Annotated in this window: 22 protein-coding genes, 1 other RNA gene and 1 pseudogene; 11 read left to right on the forward strand and 13 right to left on the reverse strand. The window is 62.1% G+C overall.

From position 1 onward, the window contains the following. The first annotated feature begins 162 nt into the window (after positions 1-162). The 4 genes from gatC to ABHU32_RS00340 all read left to right on the forward strand — a co-directional run bounded on the left by gatC (position 163) and on the right by ABHU32_RS00340 (position 5,379). Positions 163-474, forward strand: a complete 312-nt coding sequence (gatC, locus tag ABHU32_RS00325) for an Asp-tRNA(Asn)/Glu-tRNA(Gln) amidotransferase subunit GatC (RefSeq protein ID WP_346978411.1) — start codon at positions 163-165, stop codon at positions 472-474. After that, on the forward strand, positions 474-1,988 hold the full coding sequence (gene gatA / locus ABHU32_RS00330) for an Asp-tRNA(Asn)/Glu-tRNA(Gln) amidotransferase subunit GatA (RefSeq protein WP_346978412.1): 1,515 nt from the start codon (positions 474-476) through the stop codon (positions 1,986-1,988). The genes gatC and gatA overlap by 1 nt, the downstream gene beginning before the upstream one ends. Next, a complete protein-coding gene (gene gatB, locus ABHU32_RS00335) occupies positions 1,988-3,664 on the forward strand; it encodes an Asp-tRNA(Asn)/Glu-tRNA(Gln) amidotransferase subunit GatB (RefSeq protein ID WP_346978413.1) in 1,677 nt (558 codons plus the stop codon). The genes gatA and gatB overlap by 1 nt, the downstream gene beginning before the upstream one ends. A gap of 350 nt (positions 3,665-4,014) precedes the next feature. Continuing rightward, entirely contained in the window at positions 4,015-5,379 is a 1,365-nt protein-coding gene (locus ABHU32_RS00340) for an ATP-binding protein (RefSeq protein WP_346978414.1), read from the forward strand. Positions 5,380-5,443: 64 nt separating this feature from the next. On the opposite strand, the gene ABHU32_RS00345 is transcribed toward ABHU32_RS00340, so the two are convergent. Beyond that, positions 5,444-6,448, reverse strand: a complete 1,005-nt coding sequence (locus tag ABHU32_RS00345) for a helix-turn-helix domain-containing protein (RefSeq protein ID WP_346978415.1) — start codon at positions 6,446-6,448, stop codon at positions 5,444-5,446. Between the two features lie 114 nt (positions 6,449-6,562). Here ABHU32_RS00345 and ABHU32_RS00350 point away from each other — a divergent pair, with 114 nt between their 5' ends. From ABHU32_RS00350 to ABHU32_RS00375, 6 genes are all read left to right on the forward strand, one after another. Next, entirely contained in the window at positions 6,563-8,389 is a 1,827-nt protein-coding gene (locus tag ABHU32_RS00350) for an ABC transporter ATP-binding protein (protein ID WP_346978416.1), read from the forward strand. Then, positions 8,390-10,147, forward strand: a complete 1,758-nt coding sequence (locus tag ABHU32_RS00355) for an ABC transporter ATP-binding protein (RefSeq protein ID WP_346978417.1) — start codon at positions 8,390-8,392, stop codon at positions 10,145-10,147. A gap of 145 nt (positions 10,148-10,292) precedes the next feature. Beyond that, positions 10,293-10,538, forward strand: coding sequence for a DUF6110 family protein (locus ABHU32_RS00360; protein WP_022094642.1), 246 nt, complete (start codon positions 10,293-10,295; stop codon positions 10,536-10,538). A 78-nt stretch (positions 10,539-10,616) separates the two neighbouring features. Next, entirely contained in the window at positions 10,617-12,632 is a 2,016-nt protein-coding gene (locus ABHU32_RS00365; protein ID WP_346978418.1) for a heavy metal translocating P-type ATPase, read from the forward strand. A gap of 139 nt (positions 12,633-12,771) precedes the next feature. Continuing rightward, positions 12,772-13,125 carry a hypothetical protein gene (locus ABHU32_RS00370; protein ID WP_346978420.1) on the forward strand — a complete coding sequence of 118 codons (354 nt, stop codon included), beginning with the start codon at positions 12,772-12,774 and terminating at the stop codon, positions 13,123-13,125. Further along, a complete protein-coding gene (locus ABHU32_RS00375; RefSeq protein WP_346978422.1) occupies positions 13,122-13,637 on the forward strand; it encodes a type II toxin-antitoxin system VapC family toxin in 516 nt (171 codons plus the stop codon). Before ABHU32_RS00370 ends, ABHU32_RS00375 begins: the two co-directional genes overlap by 4 nt. Positions 13,638-13,695: 58 nt before the next feature. Here ABHU32_RS00375 and ABHU32_RS00380 read toward each other — a convergent pair whose 3' ends face one another. Further along, positions 13,696-14,130, reverse strand: coding sequence for a hypothetical protein (locus tag ABHU32_RS00380; RefSeq protein ID WP_346978423.1), 435 nt, complete (start codon positions 14,128-14,130; stop codon positions 13,696-13,698). A 237-nt stretch (positions 14,131-14,367) separates the two neighbouring features. Here ABHU32_RS00380 and ssrA point away from each other — a divergent pair. Next, positions 14,368-14,731: a transfer-messenger RNA gene (gene ssrA / locus ABHU32_RS00385) on the forward strand. Between the two features lie 105 nt (positions 14,732-14,836). On the opposite strand, the gene ABHU32_RS00390 is transcribed toward ssrA, so the two are convergent. The 11 genes and pseudogenes from ABHU32_RS00390 to ABHU32_RS00435 form a co-directional block, all read right to left on the reverse strand. After that, on the reverse strand, positions 14,837-15,148 hold the full coding sequence (locus ABHU32_RS00390) for a hypothetical protein (protein ID WP_117637894.1): 312 nt from the start codon (positions 15,146-15,148) through the stop codon (positions 14,837-14,839). 3 nt (positions 15,149-15,151) lie between these two features. Then, positions 15,152-15,964 (reverse strand): N-acetylmuramoyl-L-alanine amidase, encoded by an 813-nt coding sequence (locus tag ABHU32_RS00395; protein WP_346978425.1) that lies wholly within the window; start codon positions 15,962-15,964, stop codon positions 15,152-15,154. Between the two features lie 3 nt (positions 15,965-15,967). After that, the gene (locus ABHU32_RS00400; protein ID WP_117637892.1) at positions 15,968-16,273 is read right to left on the reverse strand and encodes a hypothetical protein; all 306 of its coding nucleotides are present in this window, start codon (positions 16,271-16,273) and stop codon (positions 15,968-15,970) included. Positions 16,274-16,286: 13 nt separating this feature from the next. Beyond that, positions 16,287-16,700, reverse strand: a complete 414-nt coding sequence (locus ABHU32_RS00405) for a hypothetical protein (protein ID WP_117765361.1) — start codon at positions 16,698-16,700, stop codon at positions 16,287-16,289. A gap of 86 nt (positions 16,701-16,786) precedes the next feature. Continuing rightward, entirely contained in the window at positions 16,787-17,032 is a 246-nt protein-coding gene (locus tag ABHU32_RS00410) for a hypothetical protein (protein ID WP_117637890.1), read from the reverse strand. After that, complete coding sequence (locus tag ABHU32_RS00415) at positions 17,029-18,231, reverse strand: RNA-directed DNA polymerase (RefSeq protein ID WP_346978426.1); 1,203 nt, start codon at positions 18,229-18,231, stop codon at positions 17,029-17,031. Before ABHU32_RS00415 ends, ABHU32_RS00410 begins: the two co-directional genes overlap by 4 nt. A 192-nt stretch (positions 18,232-18,423) precedes the next feature. Continuing rightward, positions 18,424-18,564, reverse strand: a pseudogene (locus ABHU32_RS10055) (DUF6273 domain-containing protein); the annotation flags it as partial. 31 nt (positions 18,565-18,595) lie between these two features. Continuing rightward, entirely contained in the window at positions 18,596-19,066 is a 471-nt protein-coding gene (locus tag ABHU32_RS00420) for a hypothetical protein (protein WP_035136722.1), read from the reverse strand. Positions 19,067-19,171: 105 nt separating this feature from the next. Beyond that, entirely contained in the window at positions 19,172-20,080 is a 909-nt protein-coding gene (locus ABHU32_RS00425; protein ID WP_346978427.1) for a DUF6273 domain-containing protein, read from the reverse strand. Between the two features lie 12 nt (positions 20,081-20,092). After that, positions 20,093-20,995 carry a BppU family phage baseplate upper protein gene (locus ABHU32_RS00430; protein ID WP_346978428.1) on the reverse strand — a complete coding sequence of 301 codons (903 nt, stop codon included), beginning with the start codon at positions 20,993-20,995 and terminating at the stop codon, positions 20,093-20,095. A gap of 3 nt (positions 20,996-20,998) precedes the next feature. Next, positions 20,999-21,319, reverse strand: a complete 321-nt coding sequence (locus tag ABHU32_RS00435) for a hypothetical protein (RefSeq protein ID WP_346978430.1) — start codon at positions 21,317-21,319, stop codon at positions 20,999-21,001. Between the last annotated feature and the right edge of the window lie 11 nt (positions 21,320-21,330).

Raw genomic sequence — 21,330 nt, forward strand, 5'->3', positions numbered from 1 at the left:
AATGTTGTGATGGTTTTCGTTGCGGGCGAGACGGTTTCGCTGCAGAACCGCCAGCCCGCCGCCCTCGTTACGTTTTCGCTGCATTTGGCTAAAGCGCCTGCTCCAAGCCGGCGTTGCCCTGTATACTAGAGCGGTTTAACTGTTATGCGGAAGGGAGCGCCTATGGCACTCAGCGAGAAAGACGTGCGCGGCATCGCCGAGTACGCAAAGATCGCACTGACCGATGACGAGCTCGCCCAGATGACGTCCTACATGAACGACGCCGTCCAGATGCTCGAGCCCGTCTTGCAATATGACTTGCCCGACGTGGAGCCCACGTTCCATCCCATCGGAAGCCTGTCCAACGTGATGGGCGACGACCTGCGCGAGCCCGAGCGCGATCTGCCGCTCGACGTCGCGCTCGAAAACGCCAGCAGCGCGCGCGACCGTTACTTCCGCGTGCCGTCCATTTTGGGAGAGGGGGAGAGCGAGTAATGGCGCTAAGCTTCGATTCCCTTACCGCCGCCCAGATCGCCGCGGGCGTTGCCGCCGGCGACTTTACCGCTACCGAGGTGGCCCAGGCCTCCCTTGCCGCCATCGAGGCGCGCGAGGGCGGGGTCCAGGCATTTCTGCAGGTGGCACCCGAGCTCGCGCTCGAGGCCGCTGCGCGCGTGGATGCCGACCGTGCCGCAGGCAAGTCGCTGCCCCCGCTCGCGGGCGTGCCGCTGGCCATTAAGGACAACATGAACCTTGTGGGCACGCGCACCACCTGCGCTTCCCGCATGCTCGGGGACTACCAGAGTGCTTACACCGCCACCTGCGTCCAACGCATGCTCGACGCCGGCTGCTTGCCCATGGGCAAGGCCAACATGGACGAGTTCGCCTTTGGCAGCTCTACCGAGAGCTCGGCGTTCCATCGCACCAACAACCCCTGGGATACCGAGCGCGTGCCCGGCGGCTCTTCGGGCGGCTCTGCTGCCGCCGTCGCCGCGGGCGAGGTCGCGCTCTCGCTGGGCTCGGACACCGGCGGCTCCATTCGCCAGCCGGCGTCGCTGTGCGGCGTGGTGGGCTTTAAGCCCACGTATGGCGCCGTGAGTCGTTACGGCGTGGTTGCCTTTGGCTCGTCGCTCGACCAGGTGGGACCCTTTGGCCGCACGGTCGAGGATGTCGCGCTGGCCATGAACGCGCTTACCGGCGCGGGCCACGATCCGTACGACTGCACCAGCCAGGATTGCGCCGTCGACTTTACCGAGCATCTTAACGACAGCATCGAGGGCAAGCGCGTGGGCATTATCCCCGCGTTCATGGAGGCCGAGGGCCTGACGCCCGAGGTCAAGGCCGCTGTTCAGCGCGCCGCCCAGGAGCTGCAGAACCAGGGCGCCGAGCTGGTCGAGGTCGACCTGCCGCACCTGGACGCCGCCATCGCCGCCTACTACGTCATCGGGCCTGCCGAGGCGTTCTCCAACCTGGCACGTTTCGACGGCATTCGCTACGGCTATCAGGAGGAGGGCTGCGCCAACCTGTCCGACCAGAGTTCGCTCTCACGCGCCCACGGCTTTGGCGCCGAGGCCAAGCGCCGTCAGATGCTCGGCGCCTACCTGCTGAGCTCGGGCGTGTACGACAAGTACTACTACGCTGCGCAAAAGGCCCGCACGCTCATCACGCAGGACTACGATGCCGCGTATGCCAAGGTGGACACCATCCTCATGCCCGCCTCGCCGCGCACGGCCTTTAAGTTTGGCGAGATCAGCGACCCCACGCAGATGTACCTCTCCGACCTGTACACCATCTCGCTCAACATTTGCGGCAACGGCGGTATCTCGGTGCCGCTGGGCCTGGGTGAGGATACTCAGCTGCCTGTTTCTGCCCAGCTGGTGGGTCCGGCGTTTAAGGACCGTCAGCTGCTCACGTTTGCCCGCGCCCTGGAGCGCGGCTTTGCCGATGCCGCCACGGGTGCGCCCGCGCTTTCCGTCGCGCCCGATTTTGCCGGGAAGGGAGGCGAGCTGTAATGAAGGAGCTTTCCGAGGTCCTGCAGGATTGGGAGGCCGTGATCGGCCTGGAGATCCATACCGAGCTCACCGCACTCGATACCAAGATGTTCTGCAACTGCAAGCTCAGCCACGATGACGAGCCCAACGCCAACGTGTGCCCGGTGTGCCTGGGCCTGCCCGGCGCCCTGCCGGTGCCCAACAAGCGCGCCATCGAGAGCATCGTCAAGGCCGGTCTGGCCACCAACTGCGAGATCCAGCGCCACTCGATGTTCTACCGCAAGCACTATTTCTATCCCGATATGGCCAAGAACTTCCAGACTACGCAGGGTCCGGTCGCCTTTGCCATGTACGGTCACCTGGATCTGGACGTGACCGGTCGCGGTGCCGCCGAGCGCCCCGACTGCGCGTTTGGCGAGGCCGAGGCTCAGAGCCTGGCGAGCGCCTCGGCCAACGCCGAGGGCCTGTCCACGTCCATGACGTCGACCATGCGCGAGGGTAACCAGCGCGCCGGTCACCTGGCCAGCTACGACGCGTCCAACCTGCAGATGCCCGAGCGTCGCGAGGACGGTTCCTACACGGTGCCCATCCGCATCCTGCGCATCCATATGGAGGAGGACGCCGCCAAGATGGTCCATGTGGGCGGCGCCGAGGGCCGCATTACCGCCGCGGCCGAGTCGCTCGTCGACTACAACCGCTGCGGCACGCCGCTCATTGAGCTCGTCACCGAGCCCGATCTGCGCACGCCCGAGGAGGCTCGCCTGTTTATGGAGAAGCTCCGTCGCATCTTTGTGACACTGGGCATCTCCGACTGCTCCATGGAGAAGGGCTCCATGCGTTGCGACGGCAATGTGTCGCTGCGCCGCCGCGGCGAGACCAGGCTGGGCACCAAGACCGAGCTCAAGAACCTCAACTCGTTTAAGAGTCTGCATGACGGCCTTGCCTACGAGATCTGCCGCCAGGCCGAGGTGCTCGAGGAGGGCGGCATTATCTACCAGGAGACCCGCCACTGGGAGCCTAGCCGCAAGCGCACCGTTGTCATGCGTGTGAAGGAAACGGCAGACGACTATCGTCTGTTCCCCGATCCCGATCTGGCGCCGTTCGATCTGGACGACGAGTTCATCGACCGCTGCCGTGGCGAGATCCCCGAGCTGCCCGATGCCAAGCGTGCCCGTTTTGAGGCCGACTTTGGCATTAAGACGGCTGATGCCGAGCAGATTGCCGGCGACCCCGAGTTTGCCGACTTCTTTGAGGCCGCCGCTGCCGGTATGGCTGGCAAGGAGGCCCAGACGGTCGCAAACCTGCTGGTCAACGAGATGATCGCCTACCTTAAGGGCGCCGGCGTCTCGCTGGCCGAGTCCGGCATCGCGCCGGCTCAGGTGGCGGCGCTTGCCAAGCTGCTAGCGACCGATGCCATCAGCTCCAACCAGGCGCACGAGGTCTTTGAGGCCATGGCCCAGACCGGCGACGATCCCAACAAGATCGTCGATGAGCGCGGTATGCGTCAGGTGAGCGATGCCGGCGCGCTGCAGCCGATCGTGGAAGAGGTGCTGGCTAACTGTGCCGAGCAGGCGCAGCAGTATCGTGACGGCAACCAGAAGGTCATCGGCTTTTTGGTGGGCCAGTGCATGAAGGCGAGCCGCGGCAAGGGCAACCCGAAGCTCTTCAACGAGTTGCTGAGAACGTCGCTCTCGTAAGCGGGAACTCGGGAGCCCCGGCAGGGCGGGTGCTTCCTCAAAATTTCAAACAGTCCTGCGCAAGACGAAGGCCACATTAAGTGGCCTTCTTTGCGTGCGGAACTCATTTTGAGCAAGCACCCGCCCTGCCGGGGCTCCCGGGTTCTGTGACGACTCGGCCGTTCGGGTCAGGTAGGCTGATAGGAAAGATGGTGGCGGAGGCGCAAAATGCGCCTCCGCCTTTTGAATGTGATGAAAGTGTGGCGAAATGAGCTTAAAACTTCCGTAAATGTGATAAATGTCACGTTTTACCTAGGGTAAAATGTGGGAAATATCACGTTTACGGAAGTTTCTTTGCGGGAGGTTCGGTCATGCAGCGAGATATCATTGCCAAGCTTAACGCTTGGAAAGCGTCGGAATATCGTAAGCCGCTTATTCTTAAGGGGGCGCGCCAAGTTGGAAAGACATGGGCGCTTAAGGAGTTCGGACGAACCTCATACCGCAATTTTGTGTATCTGACGCTCGAGGAGCCGTCACCTGGGGTACAGAGCGAGTACGCTCAGTTTTTCGAAGGTACGCGCGATCCTCGACGGATCATCTCAAACCTTTCCCTGGCACTTGGACAGCCTATCGATCCCGGCGAGACGCTGCTTATTATTGATGAGATTCAGGATTGTCCTTCTGCAGTCGGCGCCCTTAAATACTTCTGTGACGAGGCCCCCGAGTATCACGTCGCATGCGCAGGGTCTTTGTTGGGCGTTCGCTTGTCCCGTGAGACCAGCGCTTTTCCGGTGGGAAAGGTCGAGTTCATGGAGATGCGCCCCATGAGCTTTTCCGAGTTTCTGAAAGCCGAGGGCGCTGCAAACTACGACGAATACCTTGGCGGCCTGGATCAGATCGAGACAGTGCCCGATTTCTTCCATGTCCGTCTCGTCGAGCATCTTCGTCGTTATTTTGCATGTGGCGGCATGCCAGAGGCTCTTGGCCGGTGGGCGGAGACGGGCGATATCGTTCAGGTCGATAAGGTGTTGTCTGATCTCTTGGATTCCTACGAGCGCGATTTTGCCAAGCATGGTGGCCGTGCGCAGTTCGCCAAGCTTTCGCAAATATGGAACTCGATTCCAGCTCAGTTGGCGCGCGAGAACAAAAAGTTCGTTTGGGGTGCGGTGCGCGAGGGGGCTCGTGCTCGAGAATACGAGGATGCTCTGGAATGGCTTGCCGATGCTGGGCTCATCACGGCGGTTCGCCTTAATGCTGCCGGTGGTGTGCCGCTCTCTGCGTACGATGACCTCAAGGCATTTAAAGTCTACTGTCTTGATGTCGGCTTGCTGCGCCGCATGGCAAGGCTGGATGCGTCCGCTTTTGCCATCTCGGATGCGCTATTTTCGGAGTTCAAAGGTTCGTTCGCCGAGAACTATGTGCTTCAGGCATTACTTTCACAGTTAGATGCTGCTCCGCGTTATTGGACAAACGAGAAGCCGAAGCACGAAGTCGATTTTTTGATTCAAGTCGGAAACGAAATCGTTCCCGTCGAGGTCAAATCGGGAGAGGTCGTTCATTCCAAGAGCCTTAAGTACTATGCCGACAAGCATGCGGAGACGACTCCATTGAGGGTCCGCTACTCGCTTAAGAACCTAAAGCTCGACGACGGGGTGCTCAACATTCCGTTGTATTTGGCTGATCGATCTGTCCCTCTTATCAAAAAGGCGCTTGATTGTGCGCATCTTGACGTTTAGATCCTGGGTGAGCTGACGGGCGGCGGCTAATTAATCGCTCCGTTACGGCCAGGGAGCTTGGGCCTTAGCGATACTTGCTTCGCCAAGCCGTGGGTGTCATGCCGGTGTATTGTTTGAAGGCTTGGGCGAAGGCGGCCTGCTGAGGGTAGCCTAGACGTTCTGCCACCTGCGCTATCGTGAGCGCGCTATCTGCCAAAAGGTCCTGTGCTCGCTCCATGCGGCGTCTGCGAATGTAGGCGCCCAAGGGCTCGCCAGTTTGGGCCTTAAAGGTGGCGCATAGTTTGGAGCGGCTTGTGTAGAGCCTCTCGGCCACCTCGTTGATACCCACACGTCTGCCTTTGTCGAGCGCGCGCTCAATCATTGCCGTTGCTTCTTCGGCAATGGTTATGCTGACGCGTGTGTCTGCCGCCTGCCGCGCCTGCTTGTGGGCCGCGCGCGAACAGGCGAGCTCCGCGACCATGGTCTCCACGATGCCCTGCATATAGACGCGTCCGCCTACGGTGCGGGCGCGGTCCTCGTTAATCCGGCGCAGCGTGTGGCAGATGGCAGACGTCGCCTCCTCGTGCCATGGCTCGGCAAACGCCTCAAAGGTTCCCGCGAACTCGGTGGGATAGCGGTGCTCCAGTTCGTCAAAATATCCAGGCAAAAAGAGCACCGAGCGCGAGTGATAGAGCTCCCCCGCAAACAGCGGGCTTAATTCCTCGCCACAGCTATCTTGGATAAAGCTGCAAACGGCATTGTTTGGCCACGGTCCATGCAATGGTTTGAGGTTCGCGGGCGTTATGCCAGCCTCGGGCATGCATGTAAGTGTGGGCGCGCTGACTTCGCTCACGCAGGCGTATGGCTCGGGTGTGTATTCGGCCAGGTACATATCGCGCGTCGGGGTGATGAAATGCTCCATGACGATGCAGGCAGGGGAGAGAGGCATGATCCATGCGCGGCCGTGCGCCCGGTCGTTTGCCACCTCGCCGGTAAAGACGGCGCCCTTGCCGATAAGCTCCAGGCCAAACTGCTCAAATTGCGGTGCGTAGAGCTCGGTTATGTCGGTCGCTGCCCGCCGTATTTGCAAAAGCGTCCCTTTCCTTTGCAGAAACGTCCACGCCTGGCTCGATTGTGAGCCGTGGCTAACACATCAATGATAAGTTGAATACGGTTAACTCTCAAGCCGTTAGAAAGGAATCTCATGGCAAAGGGATCAAAAAGGGAAGGTGGAGGCATCGGCGAGTTGCTCGCGTATGCCGGTGACCGCAAATTCCTAACGTATTTGGGCATGGCGCTCTCGGCGCTCTCGCAGCTGCTGAGCTTTGGCCCGTACGTGTGCATTTGGCTTGTCGCGCGAGACCTTATTGCTGTGGCGCCCAACTGGAGCGAAGCCTGCAATATCGCGACGTATGGCTGGTGGGCCGTGGGGTTTGCGCTGGCAAGCATCGTAGCTTATTTCGTGGGGCTCATGTGCACGCACCTGTCTGCGTTTCGCTGCGCGTCCAATATCCGCAAGACTACGAGCGAGCACCTGCTTAAGCTGCCGCTCGGCTACTTTGACACGCACGCCACCGGTGAGCTGCGTCGTGTTGTAGACGGATGCGCCGCCTCCACCGAGACTTTGCTCGCGCACATGCTGCCCGATATCGCCGGCGCCGCCGCCATGGTCGTGGGCCTGCTCGTGTTGCTGTTCGCCCTCGATTGGCGCTTGGGCGCGGCATGCCTTATCTCGGTCGTCGTTTCGTTTGGCGCTATGGCCACCATGATGGGTGGCAAAGGCGCCGAGTTTATGAAGGCCTACATGGGAGCGCTGGTCAAGATGAACAAGACCGGCACCGAATACGTACGAGGCATCCCCGTGGTCAAGGTGTTTCAGCAGACGGTTTACTCCTTTAAGGCCTTCCACGATGCGATCGCCGAATACGCCGACATGGCACAAACCTATGCGGGCACGTTCTGTCGAGGTCCGCAGGTACTCAACCTTACCGCGCTCAATGGTCTTGTGGCATTCCTGTTGCCCGTGGCGTTGCTGTTGGCGCCGGGCGAGACGGACTTCGCGCATTTTATGGCCAACTTCACGTTTTACGCGATATTTTCGGCCGTGGTACCGACGGCCATGACCAAGCTCATGTTTGTGGGCGAGGCCTCTCAGATGAGTGCCGATTCGCTGGCGCGTATCCGAAGCATCATGGATTCCAAGCAGCTCTCCGTGCCCGCCCAACCCAAGCACCCTGCCGGCGGCGACGTGCGATTTGAGGACGTGAGCTTTACCTACGAGGGTGCCGAAGCACCTGCCGTCAGCCATGTGAGTTTTAGCGTTTCCGCGGGTAGCACCCTCGCCCTGGTGGGTCCCTCGGGTGGCGGTAAGTCAACCTGCGCAAGCCTGATCCCGCGTTTTTGGGATGTCTCCTCGGGTCGAGTGCTCGTAGGCGGTGTGGACGTTCGCGATATGGATCCGCACGAGCTTATGGACCAGGTCGCCTTCGTGTTCCAGACCAACCAGCTGTTCCGGCAAACACTTGCCGATAACGTGCGCGCCTCCAAGCCTACGGCCACTGACGACGAAGTGCGTGCGGCCCTCTCCGCAGCTCAGTGCGACGACATTGTGGCCAAGCTCCCCCAGGGCATCAATACCATGCTCGGTGCCGGCGGAGCATATCTTTCGGGCGGCGAGGTTCAGCGCGTGGCACTCGCCCGCGCGATCCTTAAAGACGCGCCTATCGTGGTGCTCGATGAGGCCACGGCGTTTGCCGATCCCGAGAACGAGGCGCTCATCCAGCGCGCTTTTAGCAAGCTGGCGGCGGGTCGCACGGTCATTATGATTGCGCACCGACTCTCGACTGTAGTGGGCGCAGACCAAATCGTGGTGCTCAAACAGGGCAGCGTGCAGGAGTCGGGTACCCATGCCGAGTTGCTGTCCCAAAACGGTCTGTATGCCAAGATGTGGGCCGAATACGAACAGGCCGCGAGCTGGAAAATCACTGCAGCGACCGCGGATGCCGCCGTCACGAAGGGAGGCGAGGCCTAAATGTTCGCCTCATTCCAAAAGAAGTATTTCCTATCCGATAAAGGCGTCGCCGGCGTAAAACGCGGCATTTTCTGGACCACGCTCACCAATCTCATTACCATGGCCGGCATGGGCTTTTTATTCCTGGTCATGGCCGGCTTTGTCGAGCATCTCGTCAGCGGGGCCGACCTGCCGGATGCCCTGCCGATCGTGGGCGGCCTCCTGGTCTTTTTCGTGTTGCTCTTTGCCTCTAACTGGCAGCAGTATTACTACACCTACTGCATCTTTTACGAGGAGTGCGGCAAGCAGCGTATGGAGATTGCCGAGCGCTTGCGCAAACTGCCGCTGTCGTTTTTTGGTCGTCGTGATCTGGCCGATTTAACCGAGACCATCATGGGTGACGTCCAGGCCATGGAGCACGCCTACAGCCACGTGCTGGGAGAGCTTTGGGGTGCCATCATCGCAAGCGCCATTGTGTTCGTGGCGTCGCTGTTCTTTTGCTGGCAGCTGGCGATTGCGGCGTTTTGGAGCGTTCCCGTGGCCTTTGCCGCGCTGTATCTAACACGCGGCCCCATGGTCCCGGTGTTCGACCGTGTTCGCGCCGAGAAGGTCAAAGTCGCTGAGGCGATCCAGGAGACGCTCGATTGTGTGCGCGAGATCCGCGCCACCAACCAGGAGGCCTATTATCTTGAGGGACTCGGCGCCGTGATTGATGCCGAGGAGCGCGAGACCACTAAGGGAGAACTCGTTAACGGGCTTTTGGTCAACTCCGCCTTTGTCATTTTGCGTCTGGGGATCGCTTCCACGCTGGTAACGGGCGCCGCGATGGTTACCTCGGGGCGGGTCGACTTTTTGGTGATGTTTGCCTTCTTGCTTATGGTGAGCCGCATCTATGCGCCTTTTGACCAGGCGTTGATGCTGGTGTCCGAGCTGTTTGCCGCCGAGTCGTCTGCCAAGCGCATGCGTTCCATCATGGAAGAGCCTGTGGCGCGGGGCAGCGAGAAATTTGAGCCCGCGGGCCACGATGTGGTGTTCGATCACGTGGCATTTGGCTATGGTGCGGGCGAGGACGGCCGTGCCGGCGAGAAAGTTCTTACCGATGTGAGCTTTACCGCCAAGGAAGGCGAGGTCACGGCGCTGGTCGGTCCTTCGGGTTCCGGTAAGTCTACGGTGAGCCGCCTGGCCGCGCGCTTTTGGGATGCTACCGAAGGCACGGTCACCGTGGGTGGCGTGGATGTTGCGAGCGTCGATCCCGAGGTGCTGCTGCGCGACTACGCCATTGTGTTCCAAGACGTGCTGCTCTTTGACGACACGGTGATGGGCAACATCCGCCTTGGCCGCCGCGACGCCACCGACGAGGAGGTCTTGGCCGCCGCACATGCCGCCAACTGCGATGAGTTCGTGAGCCGTCTGCCGCAGGGCTACGACACCATGATCGGCGAGAACGGCTCCAAGCTCTCCGGCGGCGAGCGCCAGCGCATCTCCATCGCCCGCGCGCTGCTCAAAGACGCGCCCATCGTGCTGTTGGACGAGGCGACGGCGAGCTTGGATGTGGAAAACGAGACCGTGGTGCAGCAGGCGCTCTCCCGTCTGCTTGCAGGTAAGACGGTTATCGTTATTGCCCACCGTATGCGTACGGTGGAAAATGCCGACAAAATCGTTGTGCTCAAGGATGGCGTGGTTGCCGAGCAGGGCGCTCCGGCGCAGCTCAAGGCAGCAGGTGGAGAATTTGCCCGCATGGTTGCGCTGCAAAAGGAGGCGGCGGACTGGCAGCTGTAGGAAAGGGGACCAAGATTTCCAAAGGTTAACTTTGGTTGACCATAATAGTTCGACTAAACTAGTCTCAAAAGCGTGCTCGAGCAAACTAATGAACTCGGGTGCTAAGGCACCATGCCGCGCTTGTGCGGCAAAAGGGAGAAGCAACATGAAGAAGTCGACGTTTAACACCCTGCTTGTCGGTGGCGGTTTTCTGCTTGGTACGGCCGGCATCAAGCTGCTCACCAGCGCTCCGGTAAAGAATGCCTGCGTGCAGGGCATTGCGTGCGGTATGCGCGTCAAGAACTGCTACCAGGACATGGTCGAGCAGGCCAAGGCCAATGTCGATGACATGGTTGCCGAGGCTGCCTACATCACCCAGAGCGAGGCCGCTGCTGACGAGGCAGCCGAGTAACGCTCCCAGGCACAAACTATGAGATTCTCGATTATCAGCGAGATCCCCGGCAGGACCCGTCTTCAATTGGCGGGTCCTGTGCCAGAGAGCGATCTCGATGCACTTCTTAAGCTTGGCGGCGATATCGACGGCGTGCACAAGGTGCGCGTTTATGGCCGTATTGGCCAGATGGCGCTGGAGTACGACGAGCCGCGCCGCGCGAGCGTGCTCGACGCCTTGGGCGCACTCGATGCTCAAGCTATCGCCGATGCCAAGTCGGGCTACGTGATGCAACTCGAGCCGCGCAAGCACAAACTCGTTATGGACCTGGCGACACTCGTCGGTGCCCATTACGCACGTCGCTGGTTCTTGCCGACGCCTCTGCGTGCGGTGTTTGTCGTGGCCGGTTACATGGCATTTTTGCGCGCTGCCCTTCATGAGCTGGCGCAGCCGCGCCTAACCGTTCCCGTGCTCGACGCTTCGGCCATTGGCATTTCGTTCGTCAAGCGTGATGTCGACACCGCGGGCCAGACGATGTTCCTGCTCAACGTGGGCGAGCTGCTCGAGGACTACACGCGCGCCATGAGCGAAAACGAACTCATCAACTCGCTGCTCGATGTGCCCGACAAGGCGCAAAAGGTCGTCGGCGACACCGAGGTATGCGTTGCCGCGACCGAGCTTGAGCCCGGCGATCTGGTCGCCGTGCGCACTGGCATGTCCATTTGCATCGACGGCGTGGTTGAGCAGGGGAGCGCTATGGTCAACCAGGCGACCCTGACTGGCGAGCCGCTGGCCGTCGAGCGCAGCGCAGGCGACGACGTGTTCGCCGGCACCGTCGTGGAAGACGGCAGCATCTTGGTGCGTGTGCGCGCCAATACGGCGCAAACCAAACTGCGCTCAATCGTCTCACTCGTGCAGACGGCCGATTCGCTCAAGTCCGAGGGCCAGTCGCATATGGAGGACCTTGCCAACAGGATCGTCCCGTGGAACTTCCTGCTCGCGGGCCTGGTTGCGCTTACCACCCGCAGCCTCATCAAGACCTCGGCGGCACTGATGGTCGACTACTCGTGTGCACTCAAGCTCACGGGTTCCGTTGCCGTCATGACCGCTATGAGCGATGCTGCCAAGATGGGCGTCATGGTCAAGGGCGCCAAGTACTTTGAGTCGTTTGCCAAGGCCGATACCATTGTCTTTGACAAGACCGGTACGCTGACCGAGGCCCAGCCGCGCCTAGCTTGCGTACTCACCACCGACGGCTGGAGCGAGGACGAGATTCTGCGCCTTTCTGCCTGTCTGGAGGAGCATTTCCCGCATCCGGTGGCGCGTGCCGTGGTCAACGCCGCCCGCGAGCGCGGGCTCGAGCACCGCGAGCGCCATGCTGCGGTCGAGTATATTGTGGCGCACGGCATCGCTTCGTCCATCGAGGGGCGTCGCGCCATCATCGGCTCCGCTCACTTTGTGTTCGATGACGAGCATGCCCAGCTAGAGGCAGAGACGCAAGAGCAAATTGAGTCCCAGATGCAGGGCTTGTCGCCGCTGTACTTGGCGGTCGATGGTACCGTTGTGGGCGTGCTCGGTATCGAGGATCCGCTCAAGCCCGGGGTCCGCGAGGCCATCGCCGACCTGCATGCGCTGGGCGTTAAGCACGTGGTCATGCTCACGGGCGACTCGGAGCGCACGGCCGAGCGCATTGCGCGCGAGGCGGGAGTCGACGAGTTTAAGGCCGAGCTGCTGCCCGAGGACAAGTACGCGTATGTGGAGCGGATTAAGCGCGAGGGGCGCCACGTTGCCATGGTGGGCGACGGCGTCAACGATTCACCGGCGCTCGGTTTGGCCGACGTGGGCTTGGCCATGGGTGGCGGAAGCGACATCGCCAAGGAGGTCGCCGATATCATCCTGACCGATACGGATCTGGCCGCGATCGTGCGTCTGCGCCGCATGAGCCAGGGCCTCATTGATCGTCTGACGAGTTCGTATTCCAAGGTGATGCTCACCAACTCGGCGCTGTTGGCATTGGGTATTACCGGCATGATCACTCCGCAGACGTCGTCACTGCTGCACAACGGCTCAACGATCGCCTACAGCCTGGGCAACGCAAAGGCTTACCTGCATTAGCGTTTTCGATTGAGTATATGGCCTGCATTCGGGCGGCACCGCAGCCGCCAGGGTGCAGGCCTTCTTTTGTTTGACGAGATGTTAGCTCGGATATATGCTAGTGCTAGCAATGCTAGCAAACGCTGAAGGTGAGGTTGAGATGGCTACCGTTGGCAGCATGGCGCAGGTGAATGTTCGCGTAGATCGCTCGGTTAAAGAGCGCGCCGAGGAAGCGCTGCAGCTTTCGGGCAGGTCACTGCCCGAGCTCATCAAAAAGGTTGTTGCCAAGGTCGCACAGGGTGGCGGGCAGTGTGAGGAAGTGCTGTCTGCCGTTGATGGTCGGCAACAGACCGTCGCACCCGATACTCCGTTCGCCGCATCATGGGCGGCGGCGGATCAACTTTACGCGGACCTGGGCATCGCTACGTCGTCCGTGTCCGACGATTGCGATTGGGACGCAATCTATTCCGAAGCCATGGACGAGCATTATCGCCAAAAGGGGATGATCCAGTGAGTGGGGCGCCTCTCAAGATTATGGTGGACGCCAACGTATGGGTCGATTCGTTTTGCGTCGACCATGCCGAGTCGCTTGCCGCGCGTGCGTTTATTGGGCAGGCGACGGAGACGGGGGCGTTGCTGTTCTTCCCGGTGCATATCGCTAAGGACGTGCTGTATGTTGTCCAACACGAGCTGAAGCGAAGCGTTCTTACCAGCGGGGGAGCGCTCGACGAGGCTTCTGCCCGCGCGATTGGCGATGCGGCGTTGGCGTTTGTGCGGAACATGACCGAAAACGCCACGGCCGTGGGTGCAGATGCGTCGGACCTTTGGCTGGCCGACAAATACTTAGCGCTCCATCGCGATTACGAGGACAACTTGGTGCTCGCCGCGTGCAAGCGCGCACAGGTCGATTACTTGGTGACCAACGATCGCAAGCTGCTCGAACATGCCGATCTTGCAGCAAAGACCCCGCGCCAAATGATGCCGATTCTGGCTTTGACCGAACGCGGCGGCGCGGCTATCGGTTAACGCGAACTGTTTGCGGGCCTCTTGGACGACGATGCGCCAAGGGGCCCGCGTCTGCTATTTACAAAAGCTCGGCCTTAATGGCGGGACTTTCTGCGAGCTGCTCGGCTGCCTTTTCGTCAGAGCTGTCGAGTGCTGCCAGGCTGCGGTAGACCCACTCGTTGACCTGGGTGTTCTTGACGCCTGCGGTCTGCATAAGGGCGCCTACCTCACGGATTGCTGCGAACAGATCGGCCTTGGGCCCCGCGAGCTCGACCTCAATGCCGTGGTAGGCGGTCACGCCGCGGTTTCCGCTCACGTGGTCGATAAAGCCTTCGACGGTCTCAAGCTGCTGAGCGAGAGCTGCATCATCGTCAGCGTCCAGCGCGACGAGTGCGTTCGATACCGTGAGGGCGGGATGTCCGCAGGGGACAAAGCCCTCGATGACGTCCATAGCTTCGGTAATGGTTGAGCCCAGGCCTACGAGGGCATTGACGAGTTGCTGCTTGGTATCCATAACGGTCCTTTCGACGGGTCAGTTGTGCTTGGCGAAAATATACGTGACGAGATCGGTAGCAAAAGTGCGAAGTGCAGCGCACATTGGGGTCTTCACAGCTCGTGCATAGAACAGCTGTCCGCTTTCAGAACGTGGTAAGATAACACTCCACAAGCGGGGCTCGCCCCGTATGTTCCTTGAAAAGTCGACGGGTGTTGGGTACTCGTGCCCAATGCCATCCAGACTTTCCCGACATTCGGGGGCGACTGGTTTCGACACGATAGCTCTGAGAGAGGAAGCAAGCCGAGGTCTCCTCGCCTCGTTAAACAGGGGTACCGTCAAATTGAATTGACAACAACTCTTCTTTTGAGCCTATGGCTCTCGCTGCTTAGTTTATAGCGGCGCGTCAACCCGGTGATTTCCCCGACACCGGCGCGACGTCATTTTAGGGGAATGCTCCTGCGCACGTAATCGGTATGGCGCAGGCTAAGACCGAACCGGTTAGGACGCCGCGAGCGTGTCGCTGCGCGCAAAGCGTCCGAGACTAAACCAGCGACTGAGCTTGGAGATGCCAATCAGGGGGCTTTCGTGGACCGGAGTTCGATTCTCCGCGCCTCCACCAACTGTTCAGTAGGCGAACACATACGCGTGTTCGTCGTTAGGCGGGCGTTCGTATTGCTCGTCAGATAGAAAGAAGCCGCTCCATACGGGGCGGCTTCTTTGCGTTCTAGGCCTGCGGCATGATCTCCTGCTCGCCGTCCTCGTCCATGTACGGCATGAGGAACACGCCGCCCTGCTCGGTGGTAAGCAGCAGGTACTCGCGGTTGTGCTCGTCGCACACGATTTCCTGGCCGATGCCCTCGGGCAGGTCGTATATGGGGCCGTCCGTGCGGGCTTGCCTCACGGTCACGTCCTGCGCTCCCATGGCCTGCGACGCGCAGCTGGCGGCGGCCAGGACGATGAACAGCAGGACGACCGCCGCGAGGATGGGGCCGCACCCGCCGTTGCGCTCCTCGTCTGCGGGGCTCGGGTACGGCATGGCCTATCCCACCTTCACCAGATAGTCGTCGGCCTCTGGCTTGCCCGTGGCCTTGCCCACGGCGATGTAGCGCGTTGCGCCGCTGTAGCCCGTGTATCGGCCCCACACGTAGCCGTCGGCGATCTTATACCAGTTATCCAGCGTCACGGTCTCGCCGCTGGAATAGTGCGCCACCTCGGTGCCGCCCAGGCCGGGGGCGTCGCGCACGCGCAGGTAGTCCACAGTGCAGCGGTAGGTGCCGCCGAAGTTCTCGGTCGTTTCCTGCTGCGCAGGCTGCGGCTGCGGGACGGTTGCGGGGGCGCTTCCAGCAGTGATGCCGAAGCATTCCAGGTAGATGCGCGCCAGCTCGTCCAGGTTGCCGTTGAACTTCTCGCGGTCGCCGTCGTTGTCGATGAAGCCGTTCTCGCACAGGCGGTAGTTGATGCCGCGCGCGGCGGCTCGGTTCGGGTTCGCGAGGTCGGAACGGCGCACCAGCTTCTCGGAGCGCCCGGGCATGAACGCCGCCAGCCTGTCGGCCAGCGCATTGTCGTACTCGTCAGGCTCGAAGCCCTCCTTGATGATGACGTGCGCGCCGTGGGCCGTGGCGATGCCGCTGGCGTCCATGTGCAGCTCCACCACCGGCGCGTCGGTGCTCAGGCGGTTAAGCCCGCCGTCGGCGTACCAGTTGCGGGACGTATCGCCCAGCTCGACCTCGGAACCGCCCAGTTCCTTGATTCGCTGGCCCAGGGCGCGAACGCGCTCGGCCTCGGTGTAGCCGCCTGCGCAGCAGCCGGGGTCGCCAGCGCCGTGGCCGCAGATGATGAACAGTTTAGCCATTGCCTACTCCTTCCCGCCTACGGTCACGCCCAGCAGGGCGTCGAGCCACTTGGATGTGATGCCTACCGACTTGAACAGCGTGTAGGCCGCCTGCACGCCGCCTACCACGGCGAAGGCGCACGTGACCCATGCGCCCGGGTCTGCGGGCACGCCGCCCACGAAGCCGGTCACGACGCCCGCCAGGAGCGAGCAGCCCAGCGCCAGGATGCGCGCGGCCTTGCCGGTCATGGCCTCGGTCTTGATCAGCTGCACCGCGAACGGCACGGCGAAAGACAGCACGATGGCTGCGATTGCTTGCATTTCTGTCATTTCGGATTCCTTTCTATCGAGCCGATTCCTTGTAGAGCAGGTCGACGCGGTCGGCGATGTGGTCGACCTTCGCCGCCATGCCCTGGCTGCGCGCCTGGCTGTTCGCCAGGTCGGCGTGCAGCACCTCGTTGGAGGTCACGACGGACTCCATGAGCGCCTTCATGGCCTCCATCAGCGCGTTGCTGCGCTCCATCTGCGCGGCGATGCGGCCCTCCATCTGGCTGCGCTCGCGGTCGCGCTGCGCCCGCTCGTTCACCTCGTCCTGCTTTCGCTCCTCGCGCTTGAGGTCGATGTTCGCCTTGCGCTCGTTTTGGGCCTTGAACTCTTCGAGGAACTGCTTGCCGAAATACAGGACCACCAGGACGAGCAGCGCGCCGAAAAGCGACCCGGGGCCGTACGGCGCGAAGATTTCCAGCACGTCGGTCATTCGTTTTCTCACCTCCTCGAATCGCTGCCGCGATTGTCCGCGAGGTGTCGCCGGGCAAAAGAAAAGCGCCCCCGAAGGGGCGCTCGCTACTCCTGCGGCGCTTCCGGCTGGTCGGGCTCCATGGCCTCCAGCTCGTTGATGCGGTCGCGCCACGTCTGGCGCTGCGAGATGATCTCGGCCACCTCCTTGGCAGCTGCGGCGATGGCCGAGAGCAGGTCGGTGATGGATGATGCGGAGAAGATGCGCTCCACCGCCTTCATGACCTTGTAGTCGCTCTGCTCAAGCTGCTGTTTGTAGCCGTTGATCTCCCCGGCGATTTCCTGTTCCGTCATGGGTCGCTCCTTCCGTTGCTAGGGTAGGGGCATGTTCCCATCCGTGTCGCCTCCAGGTTTGGATTGCATTGAGCAACCCCCCCCGCGGGATTTCCGAACAGGCTGCGGTACAGCGCGTCCATGGCCCGCACGCTGCGGTGCGCGTCCAGCCGCTTCATGCCGCCGCGCCAGCTCTGGTAGCTCTGCTCCACCTGCCCGGGGGTCATGATGCCATCGGCGACCATGCGGGCCATCTTCTTGAGCTTGCGGCGCTCCCGCGTTATGGAGTCTCGGCACGGCTTCACGACTATGCGGCCCGTCTCCGTGTAGAAGATGCGCTTCTTCAGCCACGTGAAACCGCGCGTGAGCTTCACCACGCGGGTCTTGCGCGGGTTCAGCTCGATGCCCAGCTCGGCGCACTTGCACTCTATGAGCAGCAGGCATACCTGCAGGTAGCCCTTGGACTCGTGTATCAGGTAGAAGTCGTCCATGTATCGCCCGTAGGCCTCGGGGCGCAGCATCTCGGTCACATAGTGGTCGATGCGGTTGGGGTGGGCCACGGCGCATATCTGGTTCGGCTCGCTGCCCAGCCCCAGGCCCACATCGCCCTGCGCGTCTATCAGACGGTGTTCCAAGGCGACCACGCGCGGATCTAGCAGCGCGGAGGCCACCTGGTTTTTGACGGGTTGGTGCGCTATGCGCGCGAAGTAGTCGGAGAAGTCGCCCAGGAGGATGTAGCCCTCGCGGCCGTGCCGCCTCCAGTGGTCGGCCAGGTGGCGCTTGAGCAGCTTCAGGGCGTAGTCGGTGCCGCGCCCTTTAATGTTCGCGGAGTTCGCGGCTATGAGGGTGGGCACGATTGCGGGCACGAGCGCGTTCTGCGACAGCGACTTCTGCACCACGCGCTCGGGGAAGTGCACGGCGCTGATATGCCTCAGCTTGCCGCGCTCCCATAGGTCGAACCGTATGAAGCCCCGGCATATGTCGCGGCCCTCCAAAAGGTCGCGGCGGGAAAGGACGGCGTTGCGCAGGTAGCTTCTCATGTACCGCTGCGTGGACGACTTCCACATGACGCCCCGCGCGGCCTGCTTGGAGGCCTTGCACAGGCTGTTGAGGTCGGCCACCGTCTCAAGGGTGCACGCCTTGACGCGCTCGGCCTTTGCCTTGGCCCGCTTCTCCTCGCGGCGCTTGCGGCGTGCGGTCCTTCTTTGCTCTGAGTTCATAGAGAGCACCCCGCACGGCTTGCAATGTGGCTCTGACAGCCGCTTGAGGTATGGCCATGAAACGCGGCGAAGCCACGGAGCGCCGCGTCATGCAAGCAGCGTCCGGCCACCCTCGCGGGGTGCGTATTTACGGGCGCATGCCCGATGGTCGCGCCTTCCTTCCTCTTCGCGCTCTGCTTTCGGCCCTGGGGCCTACTCGGTCTGGCAATAAGGGAATCCGGGGCGGGGGCGAACCCAGACGTTCGTCGCCGAGTTGTAGTTGGCATTGCCGTTGTTGTTGACGTAGCACACGTTGGACGAGGAGCCACCCATGACGGAACGCAACCACCAATTGTACCGATAAACAAGGCGCGACCGCCGTCCATTATAGCGAACGCAGGCGCTCTAGCTCGGCCTCGGCCTCGGCTATGCGCTCCTCGGTGGACTTCTTGCCCGTCACGCGCACGTTCTTGCGCGCCCCCTTCAGCAGCCTGATCTCCTCCTCGACCATGGCCGCCAGCTCCTCGAAGCGGTTGGCGTTCACGGGCAGGCCGATATCCATGAGGCACTGCATGTCCAGCATCAGCTGCTCGCAGTCAGCTATGGCCAGCGTCAGGTAGCGTTTCCTCTCCAGCGCGTTGAACGAGGTGTTGGGGTAGAAGCAGTCGGCGCGGTTGACGTTGTACACGATGCTGCGCGCCGTCTCCACGGTCGGCACCGCGTTCAGCAGCCGGTAGGCCTTCGGAACCACGGAGGAGGACGCCATCAACTTGTTGACCTCCACGCGGATGGCGATGGCCTGCGTGAAGAACTTGTACTCGGAAACCTCGCGGTTGCGCTGGTAGACGCCGCTCATGGCACCTCCTGGGAAAATGTGGCGAAAAAATCCGGCCCGCTGCGCGGGCAGGAGGCGACCGCGCAAGGCGGTCGCCTAAAAGCAGAGTATAGAGCACTCGGCTGGCTAGCCGACGAGGAAGCCGGGGCGGGGGCGAACCCAGACGTACGTCGCCGAGTAGCAGCCGGCACCGCCGCCGTAGTAGACGTAGCACACGTAGGACGAGGAGCCACCCAAGACGGAACGCAACCACCAATGGTACCGATTTCCGTTGACTCGGTGCGCCGTGTCATGGAACAGGTCGAACTGACAGTCGAAGCCGACCGACCAGCCTGGCGTGCCCCACACGGGACAGCCGTAGACCTCCATCTCCGATAGCGACCATACCTTGCCGATATCCTGCCAGCTCCACGAGTTGGAGTCGTTGAGCGCGCCGCTGGCGCTGTAACGCTCCTCAAGCAGGACGCGCTGGGTCAGCAGGTACTTGGTCAGTCCCTCGGGCAGGCACGCCTCGAAGGCCGTCTCCCACGCCTTGAGGTTGCTGTTGGGGTAGGGGCATTTCCGGTCGGCGGTGCCCTGGTTCGTGTTGGTCGTGTTCCACATCAGGAAGCTATCGTTGGCAACGCCGGTCACGGTCTTGGCCACGGCGATGGGCGCGGAGGCCACGAAGGCGATGTGGTGGCCTTTGGAGCTGTCACCGCAGCAGTAGTACGGGTCGAAGTGCGCCAGGAGGAAGCGCGCGGACTGCTGGGCCGCCACGCCCGACGCGCTTACCAGCGGCACGTCGATGTAGTCTCCCACGCGCAGGCCCGCGAAGTTGCCGTTGGCGGCTCGCTTGTGCAGCGCGTCGTACACGCTGCCGCTGCCGATCTCTCCCGCCAGGATGGTGGCGATGTTCTGCCCGCCGTACTTGCCGATTTGGCCCTGGCGGTTGTACTCGGCGTTGTTGAGCGCCGTCTGCGCGTTGCTGCGCGCGGTATCGTCGATGACCTCGTAGCCGATGCCGCCCACCGACAGGGTTTTCGCTTGTGCCATTTCGTTGCCTTTCTACTTGAGGTTGAGGGTTGTGCCGGACGCCGTGCAGGTGCTCCCGAACGTGATGGTGCTGCCAGATGCACTGGCCTTGGAGGCGGGGCAGTACACGGTGCCGTCGTCGTAGATGAACGCGCCCGTGGCGTCGGCCAGCTTGCCGTACAGGTCGGCTATCTGCTGCTTCTGCTTGGCCATGTCCGAGCTGCCCGCGCTGCCCTGCGCCACGCTGTTGGCTATCTGCAGGGCGATGTTTGCCGCCGCGTCGGCGTTCGAGGCCGCGCCGTTTGCCGCAGCCGTGGCGGCTTGCGAGGCCGTCTTCAGCTGCGACGCCTCGGTCACGCGGTCGCTTTCCGCCGTGGCTCGCTTCTTCTCGGCCTCTGCGCGCCCGGTTTCGGCGGTCTGGCGTGCCTTCTCGCTCGCGGCGCGCTGGTTTTCCGCGCTCGCGCGGGAGGCCTCGGCCTTCTGCATCTGCGCGTTCAGCGCGCTCACGTCGGCTAGCTGCCCTTCGAGGTTCGCGATGATCGCCTCCACCGCATCGACGTACGGGCCGGATATCTCGCCCGACGCGCTCGCCGAGGGCAGCACGTTCACCAGGACGTTCTCGGTGGTGGCGTCCAGCCCCGCCGCGTTCCGCACACGCACGTAGCACACCTTGAGCAGCCCGGCCACGCCGAAGACGGCGGGGTCGACCGTCACGGTGGCCACGTTGTCGCTGATGCCAGTGAACTGCTGCTCCACGTAGGTGTGGTCGGGCTTCGCAGCCATGAGGTGCACCTTGCAGCCCGTCAGGGCCGCCTTCTTGTCGCCGTCGTAGATGGCGGCCTTCAGGACCTCGGCGCTGTCGCCCTGGTGCACGGTGATGACGGGCGGCGCTATGTTGGTCTTCTTGAGGTTGAGCGTAAGCTCGTGCGTTGCCATGCCTCACTCCTTCCCTTCGGGCGCAAGTGTCCGCGACATGTCGCCGGGCTGCGCTCTGTGGACCCCGCATATCTCCTCGTCGGTGAGCGCCGAGAAGTCCACGGCGTTGGCCTCGCCGCCTTCCGCGTCCATGACGGCCACGGGGCTGGACACGAGCGTGAAGCCGCCCTTGCCATCGAACTCGAACACGTCTTCCGATTCCACGATGGCCCGCGCCGTGGCCGGGTCGCTGATGCACTCGAACACCGGAAGCGCCTCGGGCGGCTTCGGCGCGCCGTCGAGCGCCTGTGGCGCTTCGGGCTGCTGCACAAGGTGGTAGAACATTCCGTTTCCTC

Origin of the sequence: Collinsella aerofaciens (assembly GCF_039758965.1) — a bacterium.
Taxonomy (GTDB): domain Bacteria; phylum Actinomycetota; class Coriobacteriia; order Coriobacteriales; family Coriobacteriaceae; genus Collinsella; species Collinsella aerofaciens_BR.

What these genes read in the sequence shown, in the direction of transcription:
- ABHU32_RS00430 (WP_346978428.1), bottom strand. Translation starts at nt 20,995, where the DNA reads ATGGCAACGCACGAGCTTACGCTCAACCTCAAGAAGACCAACATAGCG.
- ABHU32_RS00350 (WP_346978416.1), top strand. Translation starts at nt 6,563, where the DNA reads ATGGCAAAGGGATCAAAAAGGGAAGGTGGAGGCATCGGCGAGTTGCTC.
- gatC (WP_346978411.1), top strand. Translation starts at nt 163, where the DNA reads ATGGCACTCAGCGAGAAAGACGTGCGCGGCATCGCCGAGTACGCAAAG.
- ABHU32_RS00420 (WP_035136722.1), bottom strand. Translation starts at nt 19,066, where the DNA reads ATGAGCGGCGTCTACCAGCGCAACCGCGAGGTTTCCGAGTACAAGTTC.
- ABHU32_RS00360 (WP_022094642.1), top strand. Translation starts at nt 10,293, where the DNA reads ATGAAGAAGTCGACGTTTAACACCCTGCTTGTCGGTGGCGGTTTTCTG.
- ABHU32_RS00400 (WP_117637892.1), bottom strand. Translation starts at nt 16,273, where the DNA reads ATGACAGAAATGCAAGCAATCGCAGCCATCGTGCTGTCTTTCGCCGTG.
- ABHU32_RS00395 (WP_346978425.1), bottom strand. Translation starts at nt 15,964, where the DNA reads ATGGCTAAACTGTTCATCATCTGCGGCCACGGCGCTGGCGACCCCGGC.
- gatB (WP_346978413.1), top strand. Translation starts at nt 1,988, where the DNA reads ATGAAGGAGCTTTCCGAGGTCCTGCAGGATTGGGAGGCCGTGATCGGC.
- ABHU32_RS00340 (WP_346978414.1), top strand. Translation starts at nt 4,015, where the DNA reads ATGCAGCGAGATATCATTGCCAAGCTTAACGCTTGGAAAGCGTCGGAA.
- ABHU32_RS00380 (WP_346978423.1), bottom strand. Translation starts at nt 14,130, where the DNA reads ATGGATACCAAGCAGCAACTCGTCAATGCCCTCGTAGGCCTGGGCTCA.
- ABHU32_RS00405 (WP_117765361.1), bottom strand. Translation starts at nt 16,700, where the DNA reads ATGACCGACGTGCTGGAAATCTTCGCGCCGTACGGCCCCGGGTCGCTT.
- ABHU32_RS00355 (WP_346978417.1), top strand. Translation starts at nt 8,390, where the DNA reads ATGTTCGCCTCATTCCAAAAGAAGTATTTCCTATCCGATAAAGGCGTC.
- ABHU32_RS00415 (WP_346978426.1), bottom strand. Translation starts at nt 18,231, where the DNA reads ATGAACTCAGAGCAAAGAAGGACCGCACGCCGCAAGCGCCGCGAGGAG.
- ABHU32_RS00425 (WP_346978427.1), bottom strand. Translation starts at nt 20,080, where the DNA reads ATGGCACAAGCGAAAACCCTGTCGGTGGGCGGCATCGGCTACGAGGTC.
- ABHU32_RS00410 (WP_117637890.1), bottom strand. Translation starts at nt 17,032, where the DNA reads ATGACGGAACAGGAAATCGCCGGGGAGATCAACGGCTACAAACAGCAG.
- ABHU32_RS00370 (WP_346978420.1), top strand. Translation starts at nt 12,772, where the DNA reads ATGGCTACCGTTGGCAGCATGGCGCAGGTGAATGTTCGCGTAGATCGC.
- ABHU32_RS00390 (WP_117637894.1), bottom strand. Translation starts at nt 15,148, where the DNA reads ATGCCGTACCCGAGCCCCGCAGACGAGGAGCGCAACGGCGGGTGCGGC.
- ABHU32_RS00435 (WP_346978430.1), bottom strand. Translation starts at nt 21,319, where the DNA reads ATGTTCTACCACCTTGTGCAGCAGCCCGAAGCGCCACAGGCGCTCGAC.
- gatA (WP_346978412.1), top strand. Translation starts at nt 474, where the DNA reads ATGGCGCTAAGCTTCGATTCCCTTACCGCCGCCCAGATCGCCGCGGGC.